Origin of the sequence: Nocardia lasii (assembly GCF_042658545.1) — a bacterium.
Taxonomy (GTDB): domain Bacteria; phylum Actinomycetota; class Actinomycetes; order Mycobacteriales; family Mycobacteriaceae; genus Nocardia; species Nocardia lasii.
Map to the genome: position 1 here is coordinate 389,317 of NZ_JBHSQN010000013.1, position 26,834 is coordinate 416,150.

Here is a 26,834-nt window from a genome sequence, read left to right on the forward strand (position 1 = left end):
GTGTGACATTCCCGGTGACCGCTACGCTCGGCCGGTGCGAAAATCGACCTCGACGGCGCTCGGACTGACGCTGGGCTTCGTGCTCGATCGGATTTTCGCCGATCCGCGTCGTTGGCACCCGGTGGCCGGATTCGGCACGGCGGCAGCGGCTTTGGAGAAGACGACCTATGCCGACGATCGGCGGGCCGGGGTGGTGCACCAGGTGATCGCGGTCGGGTCGGTCGTGGGGATCGGTGCGCTGGCGGGCCGGGCGGGGGGCCGGGTGGTGGTGACCGCGTTGGCGACCTGGACCGCGCTGGGTGGTCGCAGTCTCGTCCGCGCCGGACACGCCATGGCCGACCGCCTCGACGCCGGTGATCTCACGGGCGCTCGCGAGCTGCTGCCCTCACTGTGCGGTCGCGACCCCTCGGTCCTCGACGCCGACGGCCTCACCCGCGCCGCCCTCGAATCCATCGCCGAGAACACCTCCGACGCCACGGTCGCCCCCCTGCTGTGGGGGGCCGTCGCGGGCGTCCCCGGCCTGCTCGGCTACCGCGCCGTCAACACCCTCGACGCGATGATCGGCTACCGCAACAGCCGCTACGAACGCTTCGGCTGGGCCGCCGCCCGCACCGACGACCTCGCCAACCTCGCCCCCGCTCGGCTCACCGGGGCGCTCACGATCGCACTGGCCCCCCTCGTGGGTGGGAGTCCGAGCGGCGCGATGCGGGCCTGGCGGCGGGACGCGGCCAAGCACCCGAGCCCCAACGCCGGAGTCGTCGAAGCCTCGATGGCCGGGGCACTAGGGATCGGACTCGGCGGCCGCACTCAGTACCGGCACGGGGTCGAGTTGCGTCCGACCCTCGGCGACGGTCCCGCACCGACCTCGGTGGATCTGCGGCGGGCGGTGCGGATGTCCGCGATCGTGCAGGTCGGCGCGCTGGTTGTGACCGGCGCTGTCGCGGCGATCCGATACCGGCGATAGTTCCGCCCGGACGGGCGTCGGTGTGAGCGTGTCGTCGGCAGGCTCGGGTCGCGCCGATTCGTCGCCGGTAGCGAGGTGGATTCGGTCGCGTATCCCCGCGTCGGGAGCGGGACGCTGCGCGTGGCGCTCCGCCGGACTCGGGGGTGGTCGCGGCGTCGGTGAACGCGGCCGACACCGACACCGCCATGTCCTCGTGCGGGTCAGATGTGGACGCGAAGAGGGCGGGAGGCGAGCTCGCGCCGAGTCCGATCAGTGGTTGCGGCCGTACCTGTCGGCCAGGCGGGATTCGGTGGTGGGTGCGGGCGGGGTCGTGGTCGCGGGGGTGGGGTCGGGGGTTTCGGCCTTCTCGCGGCGGCGGGCGCGGAGTTCGGCTACGACGAAATAGCCCAGGCCGAGGGGGGCCATGAGGCCGAAGGCGAGCCATTGGAGGCCGTAGGAGAGGTAGGGGCCCGCGTCGAGTTGGGGGAGGGGGACGGGGGTGAAGGCGCCGGGTTGGTCGGCGGCCAGTTGGAGGTAGCCGCCGCGGTCGGTGCCGGTGGGAATGGGCGTGAGAGCGGTGCCGAGGACGGTGGATTCCTGGGTGGTGTCGACGCTGTAGACCTGGCGGTAGCCGTCCTGGGTGCTCGGGGCCTTGTCGGGGACGATGCCCTCCGAGGCCCGGACGCGGGCTTCGATGCGCTGGGAGCCCGTGGGCGGGTCGGCGATCGTCGGCGGGCGGGTGCCGTCGACGGCGGCGACCAGGCCGCGGTCGACCAGCAGGGTGCGGCCGTCGTCGAGGCGGAAGGCGGCCAGGACCGCGTAGCCGGGGGCGCCGTCGAGGTGGCGCAGGCGGACCAGGACGGTCGACTCGGGGACGAAGGCGCCGGTCGCGGTGACGCGACGCCACTCGGTGGGGGGATCGGTGCCGTCGAGGGCCTCGGTCACCGGGACCGGGTCGGCGCGCACGGAATCGGCGATCAGCTGGTTGCGGTGCTCGGTGCTGTTGTTCTTGCCGAGCTGCCAGGGGGCGAGCACGGTGAAGCACAGGGAGGCGAAGGCGCCGACGACGAGCGCGAGGATCAGCCAGCTCGGGCGCAGCAGGAAGGTGAGCTTGCGCATCAGCGTGGCACGTCGGCGCGGGCGTCGAGTTCGGCGCGGACCCAGTCGAGCAGGCCCGGAACGGCGGCCTCGATCTGGTCGCGGACGAGCTCGAAATCGGACTGGTCGCCGTAGTAGGGGTCGGGCACGTCGGGGCCGTCGGCGGTGGGGTCGAAGCTGCGCAGGAGTCGGCGCTGCTCGGCGGTGACGCCGCGTCGGGCCAGTTCACGGTCGTGGCCGGTGTCCAGGGCGATGATCAGGTCGGCGTCGCTGTGCTCGGGGCCGAAGGTCGCCGCGACGTGGTCGGTGGGGTATCCGGCGCGGCGCAGGGTGGCCGCGGTGCGCGGGTCGGCGGGGTCGCCGACGTGCCACGAACCGGTGCCCGCGCTGCTCACCCGCACCTTGTTCGCCAGACCGGCTCGGTACAGGTGCACCTCGAACATCTTCGCGGCCATCGGTGACCTGCAGATATTGCCCGTGCAAATGAACGACACATGAAGTGGACCCACGGGAGCCATTGTCGCCCGTGGGTCCGAATCGGCGCCACGTAGGGTGTTGACTTGTGCTCGAGGACTCCGTCGACCCCGCGATGTTGCGCCACCACGGCGACGTGGAGGCGCGGCCGGGCATGCTCGATTTCGCGGTGAACGTCCAGGGCATCGCCCCGCCCGCCTGGTTGCGCGACCGCCTCGCCGCCCGCCTCACCGACCTCGGCCGCTACCCGAGCGCCGACGACGAACACGCCGCCCGCCTGGCCGTCGCGGCTCGCCACGGCCGCGCACCCGACGAGGTCCTGCTGCTGGCCGGCGCGGCCGAGGGCTTCGCGATGCTGCCCCGCCTGGCCCCCCGCCTCGCCGCCGTCATCCACCCCTCCTTCACCGAACCGGAACTCGCCCTGCGCGAGGCAGGCGTCCCGGTCACCCGCGTGATCTTGGAGCGCCCGTACACCCTCGACCCCACCCTGGTCCCCGACGAAGCCGACCTGGTAGTCCTGGGCAACCCCACCAACCCCACCTCGATCCTGCACCCGGCCGCGACCATCCAGGCCCTGCGCCGCCCAGGGCGCATCGTGGTCGTCGACGAGGCGTTCGCCGACGCTGTCGCCGGGCTGCCCGCGATGCCTGATGGGTTCGAAGACGATGCGAAACCCGGGTCGGTACCCACCTCGGCGTCAGAGGTCGGCGGTGCGCCGCCGAGTTGTGCCGATCGTGGTTCGCTGACCGCGGTGGGCGAGCCGACCGAGCCGGCGGAGGCGACCGAGTCGGCGGAGGCAGGCGTCGTCGTTCGCGGCCCGGTGGGAGCGACCGGTGGGGGCGCGGAAACGATGACGCGAGGCGGGGAGGGGCAGCGGGCATTGTCGGGCCGTGTCGGCGCTGGTGAGCCGGAATCGCTGGCCGCGCTCTCGGCTCCCGACATCGTGGTCTTCCGCAGCTTGACCAAGACCTGGGCGCTGGCGGGGCTGCGGTGCGGGTACGCCCTCGGAGCGCCCGAAGTCCTTGCCCGGCTGGCGCACGGCCGTCCGCACTGGCCGCTGGGCACCCTGCAACTGGAAGCGATCATCGCGACCGCCGAACCGGCCGCTGTCGCGGAATCCCGCCGCTACGCCGAGCGCATCGCCACCGACCGGGCCGCCATGATCGACCGACTCACCGCGCTCGGCCTCGATGTCCACACTCCGGCGACCGGACCGTTTCTGCTCGTGCGCGTTCCCGACGGTGCACTGCTGCGCAAACGCCTGGCCGACCGAGGCATCGCCGTCCGCCGCGCCGACACCTTCCCCGGCTTGGGGCCCGACCATCTTCGCCTGGCGGTGCGCGGCCGAGCCGAAGTCGACCGGTTGATCGACGCGATGAGCGCGGCCCTGTGGTGACTCGACCGCGCGGGACATCCTGTCGTGGATCGCACTCGGCTGCCTCCGCCCGACGAATCACCGCACGGACGGTGGCGGCCGGATCGAACCCGGCGACGTCCGTCCGACGGATCACCGTTCGGGCGGTGGAGGCAGGATCGAATCCGGCGACGTCCGTCCGACGGATCACCGTTCGGGCGGTGGAGGCAGGATCGAATCCGGCGACGTCCGTCCGACGGATCACCGTTCGGGCGGTGGAGGCAGGATCGAACCCGGCGACCTCCGCCCGATGGATCACCGTTAGGGCGGTTGAGGCCGATCGCGGTCGCCGCTACGCTCCGCGATCATCCGAAATGCTTGCGGGACAAGGGGATCAAGCGATTCGCCGCATCCCCGCCACGGCAACAGCTCGCACACAACGAAGGAGGCGGCGGTGACCGACCTGGCCGAACTGATCGGGGTGCTCGATGCGGCGTACCCGCCGAGGCTGGCCGAATCGTGGGATTCGGTGGGGCTGGTCTGCGGTGATCCGGCGCAGGAGGTCACCAAGGTGGTCTTCGCCGTGGACGCGACCGCCGCCGTGGTCGACGAGGCGATCGCCTGGGGCGCACAGGCTTTGGTGGTCCACCATCCGCTGCTGCTGCGCGGGGTCGACACGGTCGCCGCCGATACGCCCAAAGGTGCTCTGCTGCACCGGCTGATCCGCTCCGGGTGCGCCCTGTTCTCCGCGCACACCAACGCTGATTCCGCCGATCCCGGTGTGTCCGACGCGCTCGCCGAGGCGGTCGGGCTCACGGTCACCGGCCCCCTGGACCCCAAACCCCTTGCCGCCGTGGACAAGTGGGTCATCCAGGTCCCCCAGTCCCACACCGCCTCGCTCATGTCGGCCCTGTTCACCGCCGGCGCGGGCGCGATCGGTGACTACCGCGAGGCCGCCTGGTACACCTCGGGCACCGGCCAGTTCCGTCCGATCGTCGGCGCCAACCCGGCCATCGGCTCGATCGGCACCGTCGAGACCGTCACCGAGGACGCCGTCGAGGTCGTCTCACCGCCGACCTCGCGCCTGGCGGTCCTCGCCGCCCTGCGTGCCGCCCACCCCTACGAGGAACCCGCCTACCACGTCACCGAACGCGCGCCCCTGCCGTCCTCGCTCGGCATCGGCCGCATCGGCGAGCTCGCGCGGCCCGAAACCCTGCGCGAGTTCACCGCCCGCGTCGGCGCCGGACTCCCGCGCACCGTCTGGGGCGTGCGCGCCGCGGGCGACCCGGACCGGATGATCCAGCGGGTCGCGGTCTGCGGCGGCGCGGGCGACTCCTACCTCGACAAGGCCATCCGCGCCGGCGTCGACGCCTACCTCACCTCCGACCTGCGCCACCACCCCGTCGACGAACACCTGCGCCGCAACGGCCCCGCCCTGATCGACGCCGCCCACTGGGCCACCGAATTCCCCTGGTGCGCTCAGGCCGAAGGGTTCGTCAACGCGGCCCTCCCCAAGGTGGAAACCCACGTCTCCACCCTGCGCACCGACCCCTGGACAGTCACCGGCTGAGCGGTCTCACCACTGCCTCGGACCGGCCCAGGTTCGGGGCCCGTGGACGGCGGCCGGCTGAGTGGTCTCACCACTCCACTCGACCCGCCCACACCCGCGCGAAGTCGGGATGGGCGCTCACGGTGACCGAACTCGCGTCCGGTGCCAGCGACGCCACCAGGTAACGGTCCAGGCGCACGAACACCACCGACCCCGCCAGTACCGCGAGCACGATGACGCCGATGCCGGCCGCGCACAGGATCCACGCGAACGCCGACGGGATGGTCGCCATCAGCCCCACGCCGACGAACAGCGGCAGCAGGCTGCTCATGTAGTAGGCGATCAGCACCCTGACGCGGGTGTCCGCGCGCACCGCGCACTGTTCGCACTCGGGCCACTGCGCGCCGATGATCGCGAGCGGCTCGTTGCATTCGGCCACGATGCGGCCGAGGGCGCCTTTCGGCAGTTCGAACAGCCTGCGCCCGAAACCCTCCTGGCGGTAGGCGCCCGGCTTGCCCCAGAACTTCAGCAGCTGGTTCTTCGGCCCGGTGGCGGGTCGGCCGTGGACGAGACACACCGGGGGCAGCGGGCCCGCCACGGTCAATTGGAGCTGGCGGTCCTCGCCGTTGGGGTCGAGAACGTGCGGTCGCAGGGGCAGTACCAGGTCGACTCTCGGATTCGATGTGGTCACACCTGATCAGACGCGGCCCGGACGCGTTCGGTTCCCTGGTTCGCCGCACGTGTTCGGGTCATGGCGAGATCACACCCGTCGGCGCGGTACGGTTGGGCGATCCATCCATCCACTGTTCAGGAGTTCGTGCGCGTTGAATGTCGAACCGTCGGTCCAGACCAAGCTGTTGCAGCTCGCAGGAGTCGATGCCGAGTTGACGCGCATCGCCCATCGCCGTTCGGCGCTACCCGAGCAGCAGGAGGTGGCGCGCCTGGCGGCCGAGCGTAACGGCTACAAGGACGCGGCCGTGGCGGTGGAGATCGGCATCGACGATCTGGATCGTGACATCCGCAAGCTCGAGGGCGAGGTCGACGCCGTGCGCAAGCGCGAGGACCGCGACCGGGGCATGCTCACCGCGGGCACCGTCGCCGCCAAGCAGCTCTCCGAGCTCCAGCACGAACTCGCCAGCCTGGAGCGTCGTCGCTCGGTGCTCGAGGACGAGCTGCTCACGGTGATGGAACAGCGCGAGGCCATGGTCGCCGATCACGATCACGCCGGTGCGCGGCTGAGCAAGGCCGACGCCGACCTCGACGACGCCGAACGTCTGCGCGACGAGGCGATGGCCGATCTGGAAGTGGCCCAGCAGCGCTGCGAGAAGGACCGCGGCGAGCTGATCGGCCTGTTCCCCGGCGAGCTGATCGCCGTCTACGACAAGCAGCGCGCGGCTCACGGCGTCGGCGCGGCCCTGCTGCAAGCGCGTCGCTGCGGCGCCTGCCGGATCGAGATCGACCGCGGCGAGATCCAGCGCATCGCCAAGGCCGCGCCCGACGCGGTCCTGCGCTGCCCCGAGTGCGGCGCGATCATGGTGCGCACCAAGGAATCGGGGCTGTGACCGGATCGGTGCGCTGATGCGCGCGGTGATCGTCGAAGCCGACGGTGGTTCGCGCGGCAATCCCGGTCCGGCCGGGTACGGCGCGGTCGTGTTCGCCGACGATCACGTGCGGGTGCTGGCCGAACGCAAGGAGTACATCGGCGTCGCCACCAACAATGTGGCCGAATACCGTGGTCTGCTGGCGGGTTTGGCGGCGGCGGCGGAGTTGGGCGCGCGGGTGGTCACGGTGCGGATGGACTCCAAGCTCGTCGTCGAGCAGATGTCAGGACGCTGGAAGATCAAGCACGCCTCGATGATTCCGCTGGCCGAGCAGGGTCGGGCGCTGGTGGCCGGGTTCGACGAGGTGCGTTTCACCTGGATTCCGCGCGCGGAGAACTCTCACGCCGACCGCCTGGCCAACGAGGCGATGGACGACGGCGAGGTGGTCGGCACGGTGCGGGAGGCGGTCGCGGCGGGCCATGCGTCGGGTGACGAAGTGGCCGTGCGAGATTCGGCTGCGGACGACCAGGTCGGCCGTGCTGTGTCGGACACCGCTCGCGTCGACGACGCGGCGCGAAAGTCGGCTGCCCAGCAGGATGCTCGCGACGCGCCTTCCGCTCGCACCACGGAAACGCCTACCGCGCAACAGGTTTCGCACGGCCCCGGCTGGACCGGCACGATCGGTGAACCCACCCGCCTACTGCTGCTGCGCCACGGCCAGACCGCCCTGTCGGTGCAGCGCCGCTACTCCGGTCGCGGCAACCCCCCGCTCACCGAACTCGGCCGCGAACAAGCCGCCCGCGCCGCGACGACGCTGGCCGCCAAGGGCGATATCGCCGCCGTGGTCACCTCCCCGCTCGAACGGGCCAGAGCCACCGCGCAGGCCGCGGCCACCGCGCTGGGCGCACCCCTGCGCGTCCTGGACGGCCTCATCGAAACCGATTTCGGTGACTGGGAGGGTCTCACCTTCACCGAAGCGGCACAGCGGGATCCGGCCCTGCACGCCGCCTGGTTGGGTGACCCGTCCGTGCCGGCGCCGGGCGGCGAGAGTTTCGATCAGGTGCGCGAGCGCGTCGAACAGGCGCGCCGAGATCTGGTGGCGCGCTACCCGGGTCAGAACATCGTGGCGGTCAGTCACGTGACCCCGATCAAGACGCTGCTGCAATTGGCCCTCGGCGTCGGCCCGTCGCTGCTGTATCGGCTGCATCTGGACCTGGCGTCGCTGTGCGTGGCCGAGTTCTACCCCGACGGTGGCGCTTCGGTGCGACTGGTCAACGACACCTCGTACCTGTAGCCACTGGCCCCCTGTCACCTCCGCGCGGTACGGTTCGCGCGGGTCACGGTCGGCGTCACGACAGCGCCCCCGCGCCCGAGGGTGGCGCGTGGACTCGCCGCGACCATCGAGAAAGGCACTTGATGAGGTTTCTACGGGTGGCGGCCTTCGGGGCGGCCATCGCGGGGGCGCTGTCCGCGTCCGCCGGTAGCGTGGCGGCCGACCCGAGCGTGGTGCTCGGCGCCGGTTCGGGCATCGTCTTCGACAACAACTCCGGTTGTTCGCTCACCGCCATCGGCCACGACAGCGCGGGCCGTCTGGTCGGCCTCACGGCGGGGCACTGCGCGCCGACCGGGTCGCGGGTCGGTTCCGAGCAGGCGATCAAGTCGGGCGTGATCGGCACCGTCGCCTTCTCCGACGACGGCGACTACCTCGATTTCGCGGTGCTGCAACTGGACGCGTCGAAGGTGGTCCCGGTGCGCACCATCGGCCAGACCACCGTGGCCGGCATCGGTGAGCCGCCGGCGGCCGGCGCCACGGTGTGCTCGGACGGGCGCACCAGCGGTCGCAGCTGCGGGGTGGTGTGGGGTGAGCTCGAGGGCACCTCGATCAACCAGTACTGCTCGCAGCCGGGCGATTCCGGCGGACCCGTCGTGGTCGGCGACCGTCTGGTCGGCATGAACCAGGGCCGCCTGACCGGCCTTGGCCCGATCGACTTCGACGTGCCGTGCACCAACGGCGCGAACCCGATCCACTCGCCCGCCTACTTCCAGCCGATCGGCGTCATCCTCGACGTGATCAACCGCGCGGGCGGCGTCGGCGCGGGCTTCCAGCCCCTCTGAGCCACGAGAACCACGGGGGGGCGGCACCTTTCATCGGGTGCCGCGCCGTCGCGTCTCAGGGGCGAAGCACCGACACCAGGAAGTCGGTCTGGTCGCGGACGACCTGTTCGAAGACATCGTCGAAGTACACGTCGAAGTGGCCGACCGGATACTGCTTGACCACCGCGTGTTTGGTGCGCTCGGCCGCCTTGCGGGTCGGGCCCGCCGGGGCGATGGTGTCGTTCTCGGCGATCGCGTAGAACACCGGCACCTTCAACGCCTTGGCGCGCCGGCCGGGGCGATCGAAGAAGGTCGAGAAGGCGATGCGCGCACCGACTTTGGGCTCGTAGGTCTCGCTCTCCTCGGCAAGGCGCCCGTAACCCTCCGGCACATCGCCCGCGCTCATCAGCGCCGCCGCGCGCTTGCGCCCCGCCAACCGGATCCGGATCGGCTTGCGCCGGATCGGCCCGAACAGCAGATCGGTGGCGGCGATGGTGACCACCTTGGTCAAACTGATCGGGCCCTTCACCATCGACGACGCCCACCCGCTGGTGAACGGCACCTGCGCCACCACCGCCGCGATGTAGTCGTCGTCAGGCGCCACCGACAGCACATGCCCACCGCCGAACGAGGTGCCCCACAACGCGATTCGCGTGGCATCGAAACCGCGGATACTGCGCGCGTAGGCGATCGCGGCCTTCCAGTCCTGGCGCTGGCGCGAAATGCTCAACACCTGCCGCGGCGATCCCTCACTGGCGCCGAAACCGCGATAGTCGAAGGCCAGCACGCCCATTCCGGCCGCGACGAAGCGGCGCGCGTACCGGTCCAAACCCATCTCGCGGGTCGCCCCGAGCCCGTGTCCCATGATCACCAGAGGGCGCGGCCGTGGCGCACCGTCGGGCAGGTAGAGCCACGCGGCGCACTGCTGGTCACCCGAGGGGAAACTGACGTCGACACGTTCCATGAGTCAATACCGTAGCGAGTACTCTGTAGCGGCGGACGAGTCGGCCGGGCGACCGCGGTGACGGGAACGGACACGAACAGTGTCGCTGCCCGGTGCCGAGGAAAGTCCGGACTCCACAGAGCAGGGCGGTTGTTAACGGCAACCCGGGGTGACCCGCGGGACAGTGCCACAGAGAACAGACCGCCGCACGCGAGTGCGGTAAGGGTGAAACGGTGCGGTAAGAGCGCACCAGCGCCCCGGGTGACCGGGGCGGCTAGGTAAACCCCGCCCGGAGCAAGGTCGAAGGTCGCACCGGTGACGGTGCGGCTGCGCAGGTGTTCGAGGGCTGCTCGCCCGAGCCTGCGGGTGGACCGCTCGAGGCACCCGGCGACGGTGTGTCCAGATGGATGGTCGCCCCCCGATGCGAATCGGGGACAGGATCCGGCTTACGGGCCGGCTCGTCCGCCCATGAACGCGAAAGCGGCGACTCCCCACCGGGGAGCCGCCGCGACGCGCGCCGAAACTCGGCTCAGCACATCAGCTTGGACATCTGGTAGACGGCCGTGGCCTCTTCGGTGGTCGCGGTGGTGGCGCCGTTGCTGGCGGCCTTGGCGATCGCGGCGATGGTGTCGGCCTCGGACTTGCCCGACTTGATGTCGGCGCAGGACTGGTTCAGCACCGACGCGACCGCGGCGTCGTCGCGCCCCTCGGCCAGTTTCGGGAAGGCGTTGCGGTAGCTCACCACGAACATGCCCGCCTTGCTGGCGTCGATCTGGAAGGTCGTGGTGGTCGAGGCGGGGGCGTCGGTGGCGGCGGCGGAGTCGTCGTCGCAACCGGTCAGAAGCAGGGCGAAGGCGGTGGCGCTGGCCGCGATGGCGGCGGTAGTTCTACTCACGGAGCGGGATCGTAGCGGCCCAGGAAACACGCCGCTGCCCGTGCGGTTAACGGGAGGCGACATATTCCGGATCGCGGCGGTGAGCACGCCCGGATCACCTGGTCCGCCTGCTCGGGACCGATGAATATACGCGGGAACTCGTCATGAACGTGAGCGAGGTCATAGAGTGGGCGCCGTCGGCAGGGCTCGCTGCCACCTCCTCGGGCCCGAACACATTCGATCGCGGAAGCAGGTCTTATTCAACATGCGGGTAGTTCGTTCCATTGTCGCCGGTGCACTCATCGCCGGAGCCGCCGCGGTTATCGCTTCGCTGGGTGCCGGTACCGCGAGCGCGGTCGCGGTGACGCCGCTGGCGGGCGGGGTCCAGGTCGATCTCAGCCCCGCTGATACCGCCTGGGTCGCCCAGTCGCGCTTCGGTCTCACGGTCGCGGGTCTGCCGCATCCGTCGGCGGCCTCGTTCGGCCAGGCGCTCGACGCGGCGGCGGTCGTGTCCTCCTCGGTGCCCAACGGCCGGGTCACCTTCACCGTGTACGGCCCGTTCGATCAGCTCAACGGCACCATGCTCGCCCTGCAGTAGGTCTCGCTACGCTGCGAGGATGCAACTCCATCAGCGGATCGTCTCGGCGCCGGTCGACTTCGGCGCCATCCGTTCCGAATTCGGACTGGCCTCGGACTATCCCCCCGAGGCCGTCTCCGAGGCCCGCGACGCGACCGACGCGTTCGCCGACAGCCGGATCGATCGGACCGATATCGAGTTCGTGACCATCGATCCTCCCGGCGCCATGGATCTGGACCAGGCGCTGCATATCGCCCGCACCCCCACAGGTTTCACCCTGAACTACGCGATCGCGGATCTGGGTGCGGTGATCGTGGCAGACAGTGCGCTCGCCGCCGAATCCGAGCAGCGCGGGCAAACCTTCTATCTGCCCGACGGCAACGTGCCGCTGCATCCCCCGGTGCTGTCCGAGGGGACCGCCAGTCTGCTGCCCGGCGTGGACCGGCCCGCCGCGCTGTGGACCATCGAGCTCTCCGAAGACGCTGTGCCGCTGAGCTTTTCGGTGATGCGCGCGATGGTGCGTTCGCGGGAGCGGTTCGACTACGCGCAGGTGCAGGCGGCGGCCGACGCCGGGACGCTGCCGCCGTCGCTGGTCGCGCTGCCCGAGTTCGGGCGGTTGCGGATCGAGGCGGGGCTGGCCCAGGGCGCGATCTCGCTGCGCCTGCCGTCCCAGGACGTGGTGGCCGAGGGGGACCGGTGGCGGCTCGAGCTGGAACCGCGCACCGCCGTCGACGACTGGAACGAACAGGTCTCGCTGCTGACCGGCATGTGCGCGGCGCGAATCATGATCGAGCACAAGGGTGTCGGGCTGTTGCGCACGATGCCTGCCCCGCCGTCGAGCGCGGTCGAATCGATGCGGCGGACCGCGGCGGCGCTGGGTGTGCAGTGGCCCGCCGACGTGCCGGTGGGGCGGATGCTGGCCGGGCTCGACGCGAACACGCCCGCCGCGCTGGTGTTGATGTCGGAGGCGACCGGGTTGCTGCGCGGGGCCGGGTACACGCTGCTGGCCGAACTCGCGGAGCCCACCCCGGATCGGTTGGTGCACAGTGCGATCGGGGCGCCCTACGCGCACGTGACGGCACCGCTGCGGCGGTTGGCCGACCGGTTCACCACCGAGATCTGCCTGGCGCACTGCGCGGGCGTCGAAGTGCCGCGGTGGGTCGTGGACGGGCTGGCCGGGGCGGCCGAGACCATGCGCCGCACCGACGGTGTGTCGAGCAAGGTCGGCCGGGCCTGCGTGGACCTCACCGAGGCCACCGTCCTCGCACCCCGAATCGGCACGGAGTTCACGGCGGTGGTCCTGCGCGCCGCCACCGGCACCCGCCCCGCGGAGGTCTTCGTCGCCGACCCACCCGTACTCGCCCGGTGCGAGGGGGAACCTGTTGAGGGACAGACTGTTTCGGTGCGGTTGGTGGTGGCGGACCCGGCGACCCGGACGATCGGGTTCGCGTACGAGGGAACCGGCACGAAGGGATAGCCAGGGCGCAACCGGACCCGGCAGTGCGAGTTCCGCTCAGAACTCCGGGACGGTGGAGCAGAAACTGGCCGCGGCGGGGTAGTGGCCGATGGCTCGACCGGCGGCGGCTTCTTCGGCGTCGGCCAGGAGTTCGTAGGTGGTGGCGTCGTGCGGGGCGGCGGCGGCCGCGGCGAGGATGGCCTCGCGGGATTCGACGGCGTCGCGGTGGTCGCCCAGGACCGTCTGGAGGCGTTTGGCGCGTGTGCCGAGTTCGGTGGCCGGTTCGTCCAGGGTGGGGCCCGCGGCTTCGCAGGAATAGCGCAGGCGTTTGGCGGCCTTGCGGATGTCGTGGAGCAGTTCCACGCGCTCGGCGGGCGGCGCGGTGGGTTCGGCGAAGACCAGTGCGCGCAGGCGCTTGTTGTCGCGGCGCGCGACATTGCCGAACACGTCGGTCGCGGGTTCGCCCGACAGGGTGCGGTCCAGCGGGGGATCGGTGCGCCACGCGGACAACACCTTTCGCAGGCGGCGGTAGCGCTTGCGGTCGAGTTCGTCCACGACCTCGGCGTGCGCGTCGGCGTAGGCCCGGCGGGCCGCGCCGACCAGCGCGTCGGTGACCGCCGCGGGCACCTCGCCGTGTTCGGCCAGCAGGTCGGTGAAGCGTTCGGCGCGCACCTCGGCGTCGCGGGCCACCCCGAGCAGATCGGCCAACCACTTCAACTCCGCCACGGTCGCGGCGGCTTCCTCGGCGTCGAACAGCCGGCGATAGGAACGCAGCACACTGCGGAGTCGGCGCGTGGCCACCCGCATCTGGTGCACCGAATCCTCGGCGTCGGCCCGCACCTCGGGCTCGGCGGCGAAAAGCCGGTCGATGTCCTCGCGCAATGCCGCGACGACGGCTTTTCCGGCTTTCGGCGCCATAGGTCAGCCTCGCTTCCCGAACGTGTCGGTCGCCTCCACCAGTCGGGCGGTGATGCCGGGCTCGTGCGCGGTATGACCCGCGTCCTCGACGATGTGCAGGGTCGAGCCGGGCCAGGCGTTGTGCAGATCCCATGCGCTCACCGCGGGGCACACGATGTCGTGGCGGCCCTGCACGATCACACCGGGGATGTCGGCGATCCGATCGATATCTCGCAACAACTGTCCCTCGTCGAGGAATCCGCCATGCCGGAAATAGTGGTTTTCGATCCGCGCGAAGGCCAACGCGAACCGCGCCTCCCCGGTCTCGGCCACCCGATCCGGGTGCGGCAGCAGCGAACTCGTCGATCCCTCCCACGTCGACCAGGCGATCGCGGCATCGAGGGCGACCTGCGGATCGTCGGAATGCAGCAGCCGGTGATACACCTCGACCAGGTCCTCGTCGCGTTCGGCGACCGGCACCGGGGCCAGGAAGCGCGCCCACTCGGCCGGGTACACGTTGCCCGCCGCGCCGTTGTAGTACCAGTCGATCTCCTTGCGCCGCAACAGGAAGATGCCGCGCAACACCAACTCGGTCACCCGCTCGGGATGGGCCTGCGCGTAGGCGAGACCGAGGGTGGAACCCCACGAACCGCCGAACACCTGCCACCGCTCGATCCCCAGGTGCTCGCGCAACAGCTCCATGTCGGCGATCAGATTCGGGGTGGTGTTGGTGTCCAGTGACGCCCCATCGGCGATGTGCGGCATGGACTTTCCGCACCCGCGCTGATCGAACAGCACGATCCGGTACACGGCCGGATCGAAGAAGCGTCGTTGCTGCGGACCGGTGCCACCGCCGGGGCCGCCGTGCACGAACACCACCGGCTTGCCCTCGGGGTTGCCGCTGACCTCCCAGTACACCGACTGGCCGTCGCCCACGTCGAGCAGGCCCTGGTCGAAAGGTTCGAGCTCGGGGTAGAGAGTGCGCATCAGAAGGCCAATCCGGCAGCGAGGGTGGGCAATTCGAGGGCGGTGAGGGCTTCGGAGCGCACCTCGGGGCAGCTCTCGGTGGTGATCCGATCGATCATGGCCTTGTCGGCGAGCACGTGACCGTTGATGCCGCCGTTGCGCAGACCCCAGTCGTGGACGATCGCGTTGAGCGCGATCTTGCCCAGCGTGGGGCCCTGCACGCGGAAGTTCGACAGCTCCGGCCGGATCATGTCGCACAGCTGGGTGGCCGAAGACGGGCTGATCGTGAGCGTCTGCGACGGGGTGGGGATCGCCGGCGCCGAGGTGGTGCTCGGCACCGAACTCGGGGACGCGGCACTTCCACTCGGCGCGGGCTCGGTGCCCGCGCAGGCCGCCATGGTGGTGGCGGCCGCGATCAACAACACGGAACGGGTTATCCAACGGCGTGGCGGCATCGATACCTCTGCTAGTCGAGAGCTGACCCCCCGAGTCTGCCATCGGTCACCGATGAGCACCGTGCGCGAACAGCCGCCCCCGGTCGGAGGCGGCTGTCGTGGCGAACGGTCAGAAGCTGTGTTCGGGGCCGGGGAAGGTGCCCTGGCGGACTTCCTCGGCGTAGTTCGCCGCGGCGGTGCGCAGCTCGTCGCCGACATTGCCGAAACGCTTGACGAACTTGGCGGTCTTGCCGCTGGTGTAGCCGGCCATGTCCTGCCAGACCAGCACCTGGGCGTCACAGTCCGCGCCGGCGCCGATGCCGACGGTGGGGATGGTGAGCTTGCGGGTGACCTGGCCCGCGATCTCGGCGGGGACCATTTCCATGACCACCGAGAACGCGCCCGCCTCCTGGACGGCGATGGCGTCGGCGACCAGCTGCTCGGCGCCGTCGCCGCGACCCTGCACCCGGAACCCGCCCAGGGTGTTCACGCTCTGCGGGGTGAACCCGATGTGGGCCATGACCGGGATGCCCGCGGCGGTGATGGTGGCGATCTGCTCGGCGACGCGTTCGCCGCCCTCGAGCTTCACCGCGTGCGCGCCACCTTCCTTCATGAAGCGGATGGCGGTGGCCAGGGCCTGCTGGGGGGAGGACTCGTAGGTGCCGAACGGCAGGTCGGCCACGACCAGCGCGTGCGGTGCGCCGCGCACCACCCCGCGGACCAGCGGGATGAGCTCGTCGACGGTGATCGGCACGGTGGTGTCGTAGCCGTAGACGACATTGGCGGCGGAGTCGCCGACCAGGAGCACGGGAATGCCGGCTTCCTCGAACAGGCGCGCGGACGAGTAGTCGTAGGCCGTCAGCATCGACCAGCGTTCACCGTCGACCTTCATCTGCTGGAGATGCTGGACGCGGGTCTTGCGGCGGGGCTTGTCGGACACGGCGGGAGTGGCACCGTAAGCAGGACGCTGCTCATCGGATACGGACATCATCGTCCCTTTCGTCGGGATTCCTCGAGGCCCATACGTGGGTCCCCGGGCTTTTCTGACGTCTCCAGTGTGGCAGCCCGCATCGGCCGATTTAAGGCCGGACTGGGGTGGGATCGGTCACAGGGCGAATTCGGCTACCGTGACGGGCGCACCCCGGGTGGGGGTGCGCAGCGGAAAGGTGGACCCACCGTGCAGCGAGGCCGGTTCGTAGTACTGCTCGGCGCGATCTGCGCGTTGATCGCCACCGGATGCGGTACCGGCTCCGACAACGCCGTCCCGGAACCACTTCCTCCCGCCCCGCCCGGCCTGAACGCCTTCTACGAGCAGCCCGTCGAGTGGGGTTCGTGCGCCGACTTCGGCGGCCCGGACGACCGCCTGCCGCCCAAGGCCGAATGCGCGCGCGTCACCGTGCCGATCGACTACGCGCGCCCCGACGGCCCCACCGCCCGGATCGCGCTGTCGCGACTGCCCGCCACCGGTCGCAAGATCGGTTCGCTGCTGATGAATCCGGGCGGCCCCGGCGTCTCCGGACTGTCGATGATCTCCGTCGGCACCCGTACCGGCGTGGCCGAGCACTTCGACCGGGTCGGTTTCGATCCGCGCGGCGTCGGCTCCTCGCAGCCCGCGATCGTGTGCCTGACCGCGCAGGAGGCCGACGCCGAACGCGCCGAACCGCCGCTGGACAACACCCCCGCCGGCGTCGCCGCCGCCGAGGCCGACAACCGCCGGTACGCCGACCGGTGCGCCGAACGCTCGGGTCTCGAGCTGCTCGGCCACGTCGGCACCCGCGAGGTCGTCCAGGACATGGACATCTTGCGCGCGGTCCTCGGCGACGCGAAGCTGAACTTCCTCGGCTACTCCTACGGCACCCGTCTCGGTTCGGCCTACGCCGAGAAGTACCCGCAGAACGTGCGCGCGATGGTCCTCGACGGCGCCGTGGACTCCTCCCAGGACCCGGTCCAGGAGTCACTGCGTCAGGCCGCCGGTTTCCAGGGCGTGTTCACCGCCTTCGCCACCGACTGCGCGAAGAAGCCCGACTGTCCACTGGGCACCGACCCGAACCAGTCCGTCGCCCGCTTCCGCGCCCTGGTCGACCCGCTGGGTCGCGCCCCGGCCGCGACCGAGGATCCGCGCGGGCTGAGCTATCACGACGCCATCACCGGCGTCCAGCAGGCCCTCTACACCGATGACTTCTGGCCGATGCTGACCCAGGGCCTGAGCGAACTGCGCGGCGGCACCGGCGACACCCTGCTGCAATTGGCCGACCTCTACGACGGCCGCGGCCAGGACGGCACCTACGCCAACACCCAGGACGCCTTCAACGCCATCCGCTGCGTCGACGACCCGCGCATCACCGATCCCGCCGTGGCGGCCCGCCAGGACAGCGAGTACCGCAGGGCCGCGCCCTTCCTCGACGACGGCAAGGGCTCCGACGCCGCGCCCCTGGAACTGTGCGCGTCCTGGCCGGTGCCCAACACCAGCGAACCGCACCGCGTCTCCGCGCCGGGCCTGCCGACGGTCGTGGTGGTCTCCACCACCGAGGACCCGGCCACGCCGTACCAGGCCGGGGTCGATCTGGCCGAGCAGTTGGGCGCGGATCTGATCACCTTCCGCGGCAACCGGCACACCGCCGCGCTGGTCGCCGGTGATCGCTGCCTGGACCGCGCGGTGATCGACTACCTGGTCGAGCTCGCCACGCCCGCCCCGGGTCTCACATGTTGAGAGTTCATTTTCCTCACAACGCCTCGCCATGGCCTGTGAGATGTGCGAACGATGTGAACGTGATCGAAAACGCGTGCGCGTATGTAACACGGATTTAACGCCGGGTGCTTACTCTCGCCGGTATGGATCGCCAGAAGGAATTCGTGCTGCGGACGCTCGAAGAGCGGGATATCCGCTTCGTCCGTCTCTGGTTCACCGATGTGCTGGGCTACCTCAAGTCCGTCGCCATCGCCCCCGCCGAGCTCGAAGGCGCCTTCGAGGAAGGCATCGGTTTCGACGGGTCGGCCATCGAGGGCTTCGCGCGCGTGTCCGAGGCGGACATGGTCGCGCGGCCCGATCCGTCGACCTTCCAGGTGCTGCCGTGGGCCAGCTCCAAGGGCCACCAGCACTCCGCGCGCATGTTCTGCGACATCACCATGCCCGACGGTTCGCCGTCGTGGGCCGACCCGCGCCACGTGCTGCGCCGCCAGCTCAACAAGGCCGCCGACGCCGGTTTCAGCTGCTACGTGCACCCCGAGATCGAGTTCTTCCTGCTGAAGAACCAACTCAAGGACGGCTACGAGCCCACCCCGGCCGACAACGGCGGCTTCTTCGACCAGGCCGTGCACGACTCGGCGCCGAACTTCCGCCGCCACGCCATCGACTCGCTCGAGTCCATGGGCATCTCGGTCGAGTTCAGCCACCACGAGGGCGCCCCCGGCCAGCAGGAGATCGACCTGCGCTACGCCGACGCGCTGTCGATGGCCGACAACGTGATGACCTTCCGCTACCTCATCAAGGAGGTCGCGATCGACGAGGGCGTGCGCGCCACCTTCATGCCCAAGCCGTTCTCGCAGTACCCCGGCTCGGCCATGCACACCCACATGAGCCTGTTCGAGGGCGAGTCCAACGCCTTCGCCGACGCCGACGACCCGAACAACCTCTCGGGCACCGCGCGCTCGTTCATCGCCGGCATCCTCGAGCACGCCCCCGAGATCAGCGCGATCACCAACCAGTGGGTCAACTCCTACAAGCGCCTGATCCACGGCGGCGAAGCCCCGACGGCGGCCTCGTGGGGCCGGTCCAACCGGTCGGCGCTGGTGCGGGTGCCGATGTACACCCCGAACAAGTCGTCCTCGCGGCGCGTCGAGATCCGCAGCCCAGACTCGGCCTGCAACCCGTACCTGACCTTCGCGGTGCTGCTGGCCGCCGGTCTGCGCGGCATCGAGAAGGGCTACACGCTGCCCCCGGAGGCCGAGGACGACGTGTGGTCGCTGACCGACGCCGAGCGCCGCGCCATGGGCTTCCGCACCCTGCCCGGCACCCTCGACGAGGCCCTACAGGCGATGGAGCGCTCGGAGCTGGTCGCCGAAACCCTCGGCGAGCACGTCTTCGACTTCTTCCTGCGCAACAAGCGCCGCGAATGGGCCGACTACCGCAGCCAGGTCACCCCGTGGGAGCTCAAGGAGTACCTGAGCTTGTGACGTGACGCAGTCGGTGGCGTAGTAGTTTTAACCCTATGGTCCGGCCACCGACTGCCCGCTCCGCTGTTCCCGGCGTTGGCCGGCTCGGGTTACTCGAACCGACAGCGGCGGGCTCACTGCACCAGCTCGGCTGGGACAACGTCGACTCCGTGCCCGTGCTCTGGGCACTGTCACGTTCCCCCGATGCCGATCTCGCGCTGTCCACCCTCGTGCGGCTGCGCGAATCGCTCGAAGACGCCTGGCCCGAACTGGATTCGGCCATTCGTGCCGATACCCGGTTGCGCGGCAGGCTGTTCGCGCTGCTCGGTTCCTCGACCGCCTTCGGTGACCATCTCGTGGCGCGGCCCTCGGCGTGGAAGATCTTGCTGCGCAAGGAACTTCCCACTCGCGAGGAACTGATCGCCGATCTGCTCGACGCGGTCGAGGCGAAACCGGAGGCCGGACCCAACGCGGGCCCGATGCTGTTCCGGGCCGAGATCGCCGGGCCCGAGGCAGTCGCGTTGCTGCGCACCAGGTATCGCGATCAGCTGATGCTGCTGGCCGCGGTCGATCTGGCCTCCACGGTCGAAAACGAGCCGGTGCCACCGTATCTGGTGGTCGGCAGGCAGCTCTCGGACATGGCCGACGCCGCTCTCACCGCCGCGTTGTCGGTGGCGGTGGCCCGGGTGTGCAAGACCGGTCCGGTGCCGGTGCGCCTGGCGGTCATCGCGATGGGCAAATGTGGTGCGCGCGAACTGAATTACGTCAGCGATGTCGACGTGGTGTTCGTGGCCGAACCGGCCGACGCCACCGCGACCCGACTGGCCGCGGAGATGATGAGCGTGGCCAGTTCGGCCTTCTTCGAGGTCGACGCCGCCCTGCGCCCCGAGGGCAAGGCGGGCGCGCTGGTACGCACGCTCGACTCGCACCTGGCCTACTACAAGCGCTGGGCCCGCACCTGGGAGTTCCAGGCGCTGTTGAAGAACCGTCCGATGACCGGCGACCTCGAACTCGGCCGCGAGTACCGCGACGCGCTGATGCCGATGGTCTGGACCGCCTCCGAGCGTCCCGACTTCGTCGCCGACGTGCAGGCGATGCGCCGCCGCGTGGAGGACCTGGTCCCCGCCGATCTGCGCGAACGCGAGCTCAAACTCGGCGCGGGCAGCCTGCGCGATGTCGAATTCGCCGTCCAGCTCCTGCAATTGGTGCACGGCCGGGTCGACGACTCGCTGCACGTGACCAACACCGTCGAGGCGCTCGGGGCGTTGGCCGACGGCGGCTACGTCGGACGCGACGACGCCGCCAACCTCACCGCCTCCTACGAATTCCTGCGCCTGCTCGAACACCGCCTGCAATTGCAGCGGCTCAAGCGCACCCACACCCTGCCCGCCGCCGACGACGCCGACGGCATGCGCTGGCTGGCGCGGGCCGCGCACATCCGCCCCGACGGTCGCCAGGACGCGGTCGGCGTGCTCGACACCGACATCCGCCGCAATTCGGTGCGGGTGCGCCGCCTGCACGCCAAACTGTTCTACCGCCCGCTGCTCGAGGCGGTCGCCCGGATGGACTCCGACGCCCTGCGCCTGAGTCCCGACGCGGCCGTGCGCCAGCTCGCCGCCCTCGGCTATGCCGCCCCCGCCAACGCGCTGGGTCACCTCAAGGCGCTGACCGGTGGTGTCTCGCGCAAGGGCCGCATCCAGGCGCTGCTGCTGCCGACCCTGCTCGAATGGCTCGGCAACACCCCCAACCCCGACGCGGGTCTGCTGGCGTATCGGCGGGTGTCGGAGGGCCTCGACGATCAGATCTGGTTCCTGCGCGAACTGCGCGACGAGGGCGCGGTCGCCCAGCGCCTGATGATCGTGCTCGGCTCCTCGGAGTACCTGCCCGACCTGCTGATCAACGCCCCCGACACGATCCGCATGTACGCCGACGGCCCCGACGGCCCGCAGCTGCTCAACACCCAGCCCGAAGACGTCGCCAAGGCCATGCAGACCGCGGCCGCCCGCTACGACGACCCCAAACGCGCGGTGGCGGCGGCCCGTTCGCTGCGCCGTCACGAACTCGCCCGCGTCGCCTCGGCCGACGTGCTCGGCATGCTCGACGTGCCGCAGGTGTGCAAGGCGCTGTCCTCGGTGTGGGTGGCGGTGCTGGAAGCGTCGCTGAACGCGGTCATCCGTGCCTCGGAGGCCGAACGCGGCGCCCCCGCGCCCGCCGATTTCGCGGTGATCGGCATGGGCCGCCTCGGCGGCATGGAACTCGGTTACGGCTCCGACGCCGACGTGCTGTTCGTCTGCGATCCGCGCCCCGGCGAGGACGAGGCCGCCGCGGTGAAGTGGGCCAACGGCATCGCCGACCAGGTCCAACGCCTGCTCGGCGCGCCCAGCGTCGACCCGCCGCTGCAGGTGGACGCGGGCCTGCGCCCCGAGGGCCGCAACGGCCCCCTGGTGCGCACGCTCGCCGCCTACCAGGCCTACTACGACCAGTGGGCCCAACCGTGGGAGGTGCAGGCGCTGCTGCGCGCGCACCAGGTCGCGGGCGATCAGGACCTCGGCGTGCGCTTCCTGCACGTCATCGACCCGATCCGGTACCCGACCGGCGGGGTCTCCGAGGAATCGGTGCGCGAGATCCGCCGCATCAAGGCCCGCGTCGACGCCGAACGCCTCCCGCGCGGCGCCAACCCCGCCACCCACACCAAACTGGGCCGCGGCGGCCTGGCCGACATCGAGTGGACCGTCCAGCTGCTCCAGCTGCGCCACGCCCACGAGGTGCCCGCCCTGCACAACACCTCCACCCTGCAATCGCTCGACGTCATCGAGACCGAGGGCATCCTCGAACCCGAGGACGTCGCCCTGCTGCGCGAATCGTGGATCACCGCCACCGCCGCCCGCAACGCCCTGGTCCTGGTCAAGGGCAAACCTACCGACCAACTCCCCGGCCCCGGCAAACTGCTCTCCGCGGTCGCCCGCGTAGCGGGCTGGCCCACCGGCGACGGCAGCGAGTTCCTCGACACCTACATGCGCACCACCCGCCGCGCCAAGGCCGTCGTGGATCGGGTCTTCGGCGGCGAGTGAGGACACGAAAAAGCCCCGCACCACTGGTGCGGGGCTTGATCAGTTCACGCCGAAATCAGATGGCGCGGACGTCCTGAGCCTGGGGGCCCTTCTGGCCCTGGCCGACCTCGAACTCCACCCGCTGTCCCTCTTCGAGGGACTTGAAGCCCGAGCCGCCGATAGCCGAGTAGTGAACGAAGACGTCGGGGCCGCCTCCGTCTTGGGCGATGAAGCCGAAGCCCTTTTCGCCGTTGAACCACTTGACGGTGCCTTGAGTCATGTTTTAAAAGTCTTTTCCGTAGGTGAGCCATGGCGATCACTTGCGATCAGCCCAGTCTCAGCAACCGAGTATGCCATACTCGTCGGCAAACCGCGCATAACGGATCGGTCTACCGCGCTGTGGGCGGGGTTCGGCGTGGTCAACCGGCGTGTCGAGCCGATGTCGGTGGCCTTTTCACATCGCGCTGCCGATTGTGCCAATCTGGGCACATGGGTGAGATGAACGGCGGTCACGTCGACCTGGCGATGCGAGTGCTCGACGCGCATGTGGCCTTCACCAAGCAGCAGCTGCGTGAGCCGGCCGGCTTCCTCGAGTTCGTCACCGAGGAGGTCGACGGGGTGCTCGCCGAGGCGGCCGATCTCACGCTCGGGCAGGCCGTCAGCCCGGCTCAGGTCAAAGCGGTCGCGCACAAGTTCGCGGTGCAGGTTCCGGTGGAGGGCGCGATCCCCGAACTCGTCGGCGAGATCGTCGCGCGCCTGTACAACCACCGCATCCACGACGAGGTCGAGGTCGGCGAGATCGTCGAGGCCCGCCGGTTCGACGAACTGATCGATGCCGTGGCCGACATGGACGTGACCCACCGGCTCGTGCGCCTGATCCTCAACAGCCCCCTCACCGTCGACGCCTGCGTGGAGGCCGTGCAGCGCGCCGTGGCCACCGCCGTCGACGACGGCAAGCACACCGAAGGCGGCGGCCTGACCCGCTCGCTGCGCGGTGCCCTGTCGCGACTGGCCGAGCCTGCGATGCCCGTGATCGAGAACGGCGTCGGCCGCATCACCCGCACCGGCGCGCGATTCGTGTTGCGCGGCAACAGCGGTGAGGCCGACGAGGTGCTGCTCGACAGCGCCCGCGAGACCTGGCGCAAACACACCGGCGACGCGGTCGGCTCCTTCCGCGATGTGGTCTCGGCCAGCGACATGGAGGACATCGTGGTCCTGGTGTTCGAGTTCTGGCGCACCTTCCGCGACACCGCCTACTTCCGCGCCCTGCTCGACGAGGGCATCGACGGCGTCTTCGACAAGTACGGCGACACCCCCCTTGCCGAATTGCTCACCGAGCTGGGCATCGGCAGGCCCGACCTGATCGAGGAAGCATTGCGCTTCGGGCCGCCCATTCTCGAAACCCTCGACGAGCGCGGCTATCTCGACACCATGCTGCGGCGCAGGCTCGCCCCGTTCTACGCCTCGGACGCCTTCCGGGCCGCGGTGTCGCCGACGGCGTAGTCACGCCAGTTCTGTTCGGCCGCTGGCATGTCGGGATGTGTCGGTACGATCCGTGCAACGATGGGGCGCTCGCTCGTCGTCGCCCGACCGGATCGCGATCGAAAGGCTGCCGTGACACGTCTGTCCACCCTGCTCGACCAGATCGACTCCGGTGCTGTGCTGCTGCCCGAGTTCCAGCGTGGCTATGTGTGGAATCGTGACCAGGTCCGTGGACTCCTGCGGTCGCTGTATCTGGGGTACCCGGTCGGCGGGTTGCTGGTGTGGGAGACCGGGTCCGAGGAGATCGCGGTGCGCGGCACCACCGCGGGCTCGGGGTTGCGCCAGCTGCTGCTCGACGGTCAGCAGCGGATCACCACGCTGTACGGGATCGTGCGCGGGCGGGCGCCGTCGTTCTTCGAGGGCGACGAGATCGCGTTCACCGGCCTGCATTTCGATGTCGAGCGGGAGGTGTTCGAGTTCCAGGTGCCCGGCCGCGATACCGCGCCGGCCTGGATCGATGTCACCGAACTGTTCGCCCAGGGGCCGATGCACTACCTGGCCCGGTTCCCCGACGAGTCGCCGGAAACCCTTGCGCTGTATCTGGATCGGTTGAACAAGGTCCGCGAGATCACCCATCGCGAGTTCAACGTGGAGACCATCACCGGCTCGGACCGCACGGTCGACGAGGTGGTCGACATCTTCAACCGGGTCAACTCCGGCGGCACCAAACTGTCCAAGGGCGATCTGGCCCTGGCCACCCTGTGCGCCCAGTGGCCGCAGGCGCGCGGCAACCTGCGCGACCACCTGATCCGCTGGGACAAGGAGGGCTACACCTTCACCCTGGACTGGTTGCTGCGCAACGTCATCGCGGTCGGCAACGGGCGCGCGCACTTCGACGCGCTCGGCGATCTCGCCCCCGCGGAGTTCGAGCAGGCGCTGCTCGATACCGCCGAGCAGGTCGACGTGTTCCTCGACACGGTGGCGGGCAGGCTCGGCCTCGACCACGACCGGGTACTGATGGGGCGCTACGCGATTCCGGTGATCACCCGGCTGCTGTTCCTCAACGGCGGCCGCTTCGACGACGACCTGCACCGCGACCGCGTCCTGTACTGGTACGTGCACTCGGCGCTGTGGGGTCGGTTCAGCGGTTCCACCGAGACCTTCCTGCAGCAGGACTACGACACCCTCGAGCGCGGCGGCATCAACGCCCTGATCGGTTCGCTGGAGCGCTTGCGCGGCGGCTCGCTGGACCTGTGCGCCGACGATTTCGCCGGCGCCACCCGAGGCTCCCGGTTCTACCCGCTGCTGTATCTGCTGACCCGCGTCGACGGTTCGCGCGATCTGGGCACCGGCTCGGAGCTGGGCATCGAGCAGTTCGGCGAGCGCACGCCGGTGCAGGTGCACTACCTGTTCCCGAAAACCCTGCTGCGCGACGCCGGTTACGAGCGCAACGAGATCAACGCGATCGCCAACTTCTGCTTCCTCAGTCCCGAGTCCGAAGCCGAACTGGGCGAGCGGGAACCCGCCGACTACCTGGCCGAGGTGGAGCGCCGCCATCCGGGAGTGCTGGCCTCCCAGTGGATTCCGACCGATCCGACGCTGTGGCGGATGGAGAACTACCGCGAATTCCTGCGCGCCCGACGCAAACTGCTCTCGGTGTCGGCGGAGGCGTTCCTGGAGAAGTTGCGCACCGGCAAGCTGCACCGCCAGATGCTGCTCAGTGTCGGCGTCGCCGGGGTGACCATCGGTGATCCCGCCGTGGATCTGGTGAACGCGCTCGTCGACGACCTGATCGCCGACGGTTTCGGTTTCCCGCTGCTCGACGCGGAGGTCTCCGATCCGATCACCGGCCGTGAACTCGCGGTCGCCGACGCCTTCTGGCCCGACGGTCTGCAACCCGGCGTCGGGATGCCGGTGGTGCTGGTCCTCGAACCCGCCAACGCCGACCTGACCCGGTTCGCCCAGCTCGGCTACGCGGTCTTCACCTCCGTCGACGCCCTGCGCGGCTACGTCGACAACCTGCGTATCGAGGCCTCCGGCGATGCCGCGATCGACGACCTCGCCGCCGATGTGGCCGCCCTCGCCGACCGCCTGCCCGCCACCTGGGTCGGCAACTCCGAGCAGGTCTGGTTCCGCTACGCCTGGAACCAGCTCGAACGCGACCGCGCCGAGGACTCCCCGCTGGGCCCCGAACAGCTGGCTCTGCGCTACATCGCCCTGTGGGCGCTCACCCGCACCTTCTACATCCACGCCTTCGACCAGGGCAATCCCGGCGAATGGCGCTACTACCTCGGCGACGTCATCGGCCCCGCCCCGCTGGTTCCCCGCGCCTGGCTGGCCCAGCGCGCCGTCGACTCCGGCGCCCTGGCCCCCGGCGCCGTCCCCGGCGACGAGGACATCGCCATCGCCCTGGTCCACGGCGTCCTGGAAACAGTCGACGAGGTAGCCACCGCCCTGTCCCACCTCCTCGGCGGCCCCGGCCTCTTCGCCTCCCTGTGGGCATCCGCGGGCGCGGCCGAGCACTACGGCTACCCCCTGTCCACCGACCAGATCAACGACCTGATCAACCAGGTCGTCAACGACCCCGCCTCCCGCAAGATCCAGGCCTACAACTGGATCGAGGCGGGCCTACCGCTCTAGGACCCGGTCTCGCGCTGGAAGGTCGTGACGAACGCACGCAGCGCGACGCCGTCCTCGAGATCGGTCGGTCGGTAGCCGCGGTCGGCCTCGACGATGATCGAGGTTCCGGCGCGGATCCCGAGCTCGGTCCAGCACACCCCGAGCACGGGAAGCTGCACGGTGCGCTCGGCCACGGTGAGCGTGATCGCCGAGGTGTATCGGCCCGCGACCGACAGCAGCTCCTCGACGGCACCTTCCGTGAGCGGTCCGGCGGCGGTGAATTCTTCGATGTACACGTCCCACCTCCTCGTCTGCGCGGCCAGTCTAGGCC

Annotated in this window: 24 protein-coding genes and 1 other RNA gene; 14 read left to right on the forward strand and 11 right to left on the reverse strand. The window is 70.1% G+C overall.

Going from position 1 to position 26,834, the window contains the following annotated elements; translation table 11 throughout:
* The first annotated feature begins 34 nt into the window (after positions 1 to 34).
* The gene (locus ACFP3H_RS20275) at positions 35 to 964 is read left to right on the forward strand and encodes a cobalamin biosynthesis protein (RefSeq protein ID WP_378608337.1); all 930 of its coding nucleotides are present in this window, start codon (positions 35 to 37) and stop codon (positions 962 to 964) included.
* Positions 965 to 1,213: 249 nt separating this feature from the next.
* On the opposite strand, the gene ACFP3H_RS20280 is transcribed toward ACFP3H_RS20275, so the two are convergent.
* The gene (locus ACFP3H_RS20280; RefSeq protein WP_378608338.1) at positions 1,214 to 2,062 is read right to left on the reverse strand and encodes an SURF1 family cytochrome oxidase biogenesis protein; all 849 of its coding nucleotides are present in this window, start codon (positions 2,060 to 2,062) and stop codon (positions 1,214 to 1,216) included.
* Positions 2,062 to 2,559: a low molecular weight protein-tyrosine-phosphatase gene (locus ACFP3H_RS20285; protein ID WP_378608340.1), complete on the reverse strand. Its 498-nt coding sequence runs from the start codon at positions 2,557 to 2,559 to the stop codon at positions 2,062 to 2,064. The genes ACFP3H_RS20280 and ACFP3H_RS20285 overlap by 1 nt, the downstream gene beginning before the upstream one ends.
* 44 nt (positions 2,560 to 2,603) lie before the next feature.
* Here ACFP3H_RS20285 and ACFP3H_RS20290 point away from each other — a divergent pair, with 44 nt between their 5' ends.
* Positions 2,604 to 3,911 (forward strand): pyridoxal phosphate-dependent aminotransferase, encoded by a 1,308-nt coding sequence (locus ACFP3H_RS20290; RefSeq protein WP_378608341.1) that lies wholly within the window; start codon positions 2,604 to 2,606, stop codon positions 3,909 to 3,911.
* A gap of 412 nt (positions 3,912 to 4,323) precedes the next feature.
* Entirely contained in the window at positions 4,324 to 5,439 is a 1,116-nt protein-coding gene (locus ACFP3H_RS20295; protein ID WP_378608342.1) for a Nif3-like dinuclear metal center hexameric protein, read from the forward strand.
* 67 nt (positions 5,440 to 5,506) lie between these two features.
* Here the strand turns inward: ACFP3H_RS20295 and ACFP3H_RS20300 are convergent, their stop codons facing one another.
* Complete coding sequence (locus ACFP3H_RS20300; protein ID WP_378608344.1) at positions 5,507 to 6,109, reverse strand: hypothetical protein; 603 nt, start codon at positions 6,107 to 6,109, stop codon at positions 5,507 to 5,509.
* 133 nt (positions 6,110 to 6,242) lie between these two features.
* On the opposite strand from ACFP3H_RS20300, the gene ACFP3H_RS20305 reads away from it, so the two are divergent.
* From ACFP3H_RS20305 to ACFP3H_RS20315, 3 genes are all read left to right on the forward strand, one after another.
* A complete protein-coding gene (locus ACFP3H_RS20305; RefSeq protein ID WP_378608346.1) occupies positions 6,243 to 6,980 on the forward strand; it encodes a zinc ribbon domain-containing protein in 738 nt (245 codons plus the stop codon).
* A 16-nt stretch (positions 6,981 to 6,996) separates the two neighbouring features.
* Positions 6,997 to 8,253 (forward strand): bifunctional RNase H/acid phosphatase, encoded by a 1,257-nt coding sequence (locus ACFP3H_RS20310; RefSeq protein WP_378608347.1) that lies wholly within the window; start codon positions 6,997 to 6,999, stop codon positions 8,251 to 8,253.
* Between the two features lie 122 nt (positions 8,254 to 8,375).
* Positions 8,376 to 9,074: a S1 family peptidase gene (locus ACFP3H_RS20315; RefSeq protein ID WP_378608349.1), complete on the forward strand. Its 699-nt coding sequence runs from the start codon at positions 8,376 to 8,378 to the stop codon at positions 9,072 to 9,074.
* A 55-nt stretch (positions 9,075 to 9,129) separates the two neighbouring features.
* Here the strand turns inward: ACFP3H_RS20315 and ACFP3H_RS20320 are convergent, their stop codons facing one another.
* Positions 9,130 to 10,017 carry an alpha/beta hydrolase gene (locus ACFP3H_RS20320; protein WP_378608350.1) on the reverse strand — a complete coding sequence of 296 codons (888 nt, stop codon included), beginning with the start codon at positions 10,015 to 10,017 and terminating at the stop codon, positions 9,130 to 9,132.
* Positions 10,018 to 10,053: 36 nt separating this feature from the next.
* Here ACFP3H_RS20320 and rnpB point away from each other — a divergent pair.
* Positions 10,054 to 10,461: RNase P RNA component class A (gene rnpB / locus ACFP3H_RS20325), an RNA gene on the forward strand.
* A 64-nt stretch (positions 10,462 to 10,525) separates the two neighbouring features.
* Here rnpB and ACFP3H_RS20330 read toward each other — a convergent pair.
* Positions 10,526 to 10,891: a hypothetical protein gene (locus tag ACFP3H_RS20330; protein ID WP_378608352.1), complete on the reverse strand. Its 366-nt coding sequence runs from the start codon at positions 10,889 to 10,891 to the stop codon at positions 10,526 to 10,528.
* Between the two features lie 244 nt (positions 10,892 to 11,135).
* Here ACFP3H_RS20330 and ACFP3H_RS20335 point away from each other — a divergent pair, with 244 nt between their 5' ends.
* Positions 11,136 to 11,468 carry a hypothetical protein gene (locus ACFP3H_RS20335; RefSeq protein WP_378608353.1) on the forward strand — a complete coding sequence of 111 codons (333 nt, stop codon included), beginning with the start codon at positions 11,136 to 11,138 and terminating at the stop codon, positions 11,466 to 11,468.
* Between the two features lie 19 nt (positions 11,469 to 11,487).
* Positions 11,488 to 12,924 carry an RNB domain-containing ribonuclease gene (locus ACFP3H_RS20340; RefSeq protein WP_378608355.1) on the forward strand — a complete coding sequence of 479 codons (1,437 nt, stop codon included), beginning with the start codon at positions 11,488 to 11,490 and terminating at the stop codon, positions 12,922 to 12,924.
* A 36-nt stretch (positions 12,925 to 12,960) separates the two neighbouring features.
* On the opposite strand, the gene ACFP3H_RS20345 is transcribed toward ACFP3H_RS20340, so the two are convergent.
* The 4 genes from ACFP3H_RS20345 to panB all read right to left on the reverse strand — a co-directional run bounded on the left by ACFP3H_RS20345 (position 12,961) and on the right by panB (position 16,188).
* Positions 12,961 to 13,821 carry a CHAD domain-containing protein gene (locus tag ACFP3H_RS20345; protein ID WP_378608356.1) on the reverse strand — a complete coding sequence of 287 codons (861 nt, stop codon included), beginning with the start codon at positions 13,819 to 13,821 and terminating at the stop codon, positions 12,961 to 12,963.
* 3 nt (positions 13,822 to 13,824) lie between these two features.
* Positions 13,825 to 14,787, reverse strand: coding sequence for a prolyl aminopeptidase (pip, locus tag ACFP3H_RS20350; protein WP_378608358.1), 963 nt, complete (start codon positions 14,785 to 14,787; stop codon positions 13,825 to 13,827).
* Positions 14,787 to 15,191 (reverse strand): hypothetical protein, encoded by a 405-nt coding sequence (locus ACFP3H_RS20355; RefSeq protein WP_378608359.1) that lies wholly within the window; start codon positions 15,189 to 15,191, stop codon positions 14,787 to 14,789. Before ACFP3H_RS20355 ends, pip begins: the two co-directional genes overlap by 1 nt.
* Positions 15,192 to 15,330: 139 nt before the next feature.
* Positions 15,331 to 16,188: a 3-methyl-2-oxobutanoate hydroxymethyltransferase gene (panB, locus tag ACFP3H_RS20360; RefSeq protein WP_378608361.1), complete on the reverse strand. Its 858-nt coding sequence runs from the start codon at positions 16,186 to 16,188 to the stop codon at positions 15,331 to 15,333.
* 189 nt (positions 16,189 to 16,377) lie between these two features.
* On the opposite strand from panB, the gene ACFP3H_RS20365 reads away from it, so the two are divergent.
* The 3 genes from ACFP3H_RS20365 to ACFP3H_RS20375 all read left to right on the forward strand — a co-directional run bounded on the left by ACFP3H_RS20365 (position 16,378) and on the right by ACFP3H_RS20375 (position 22,423).
* Positions 16,378 to 17,910 carry an alpha/beta hydrolase gene (locus ACFP3H_RS20365; protein ID WP_378608363.1) on the forward strand — a complete coding sequence of 511 codons (1,533 nt, stop codon included), beginning with the start codon at positions 16,378 to 16,380 and terminating at the stop codon, positions 17,908 to 17,910.
* Between the two features lie 122 nt (positions 17,911 to 18,032).
* A complete protein-coding gene (glnA, locus tag ACFP3H_RS20370; RefSeq protein WP_378608364.1) occupies positions 18,033 to 19,373 on the forward strand; it encodes a type I glutamate--ammonia ligase in 1,341 nt (446 codons plus the stop codon).
* Between the two features lie 35 nt (positions 19,374 to 19,408).
* Positions 19,409 to 22,423 carry a bifunctional [glutamine synthetase] adenylyltransferase/[glutamine synthetase]-adenylyl-L-tyrosine phosphorylase gene (locus ACFP3H_RS20375; protein WP_378608366.1) on the forward strand — a complete coding sequence of 1,005 codons (3,015 nt, stop codon included), beginning with the start codon at positions 19,409 to 19,411 and terminating at the stop codon, positions 22,421 to 22,423.
* 55 nt (positions 22,424 to 22,478) lie between these two features.
* Here ACFP3H_RS20375 and ACFP3H_RS20380 read toward each other — a convergent pair whose 3' ends face one another.
* Positions 22,479 to 22,682, reverse strand: coding sequence for a cold-shock protein (locus ACFP3H_RS20380; RefSeq protein WP_056821080.1), 204 nt, complete (start codon positions 22,680 to 22,682; stop codon positions 22,479 to 22,481).
* A gap of 209 nt (positions 22,683 to 22,891) precedes the next feature.
* Between ACFP3H_RS20380 and ACFP3H_RS20385 the strand changes: the two genes are divergently transcribed.
* Positions 22,892 to 23,905, forward strand: a complete 1,014-nt coding sequence (locus ACFP3H_RS20385; RefSeq protein WP_378608367.1) for a hypothetical protein — start codon at positions 22,892 to 22,894, stop codon at positions 23,903 to 23,905.
* A 111-nt stretch (positions 23,906 to 24,016) separates the two neighbouring features.
* On the forward strand, positions 24,017 to 26,524 hold the full coding sequence (locus ACFP3H_RS20390) for a GmrSD restriction endonuclease domain-containing protein (protein ID WP_378608369.1): 2,508 nt from the start codon (positions 24,017 to 24,019) through the stop codon (positions 26,522 to 26,524).
* Here ACFP3H_RS20390 and ACFP3H_RS20395 read toward each other — a convergent pair.
* Entirely contained in the window at positions 26,521 to 26,799 is a 279-nt protein-coding gene (locus ACFP3H_RS20395; protein WP_378608370.1) for a hypothetical protein, read from the reverse strand. The two genes, ACFP3H_RS20390 and ACFP3H_RS20395, sit on opposite strands and share 4 nt — an antisense overlap.
* Positions 26,800 to 26,834: the final 35 nt, after the last annotated feature.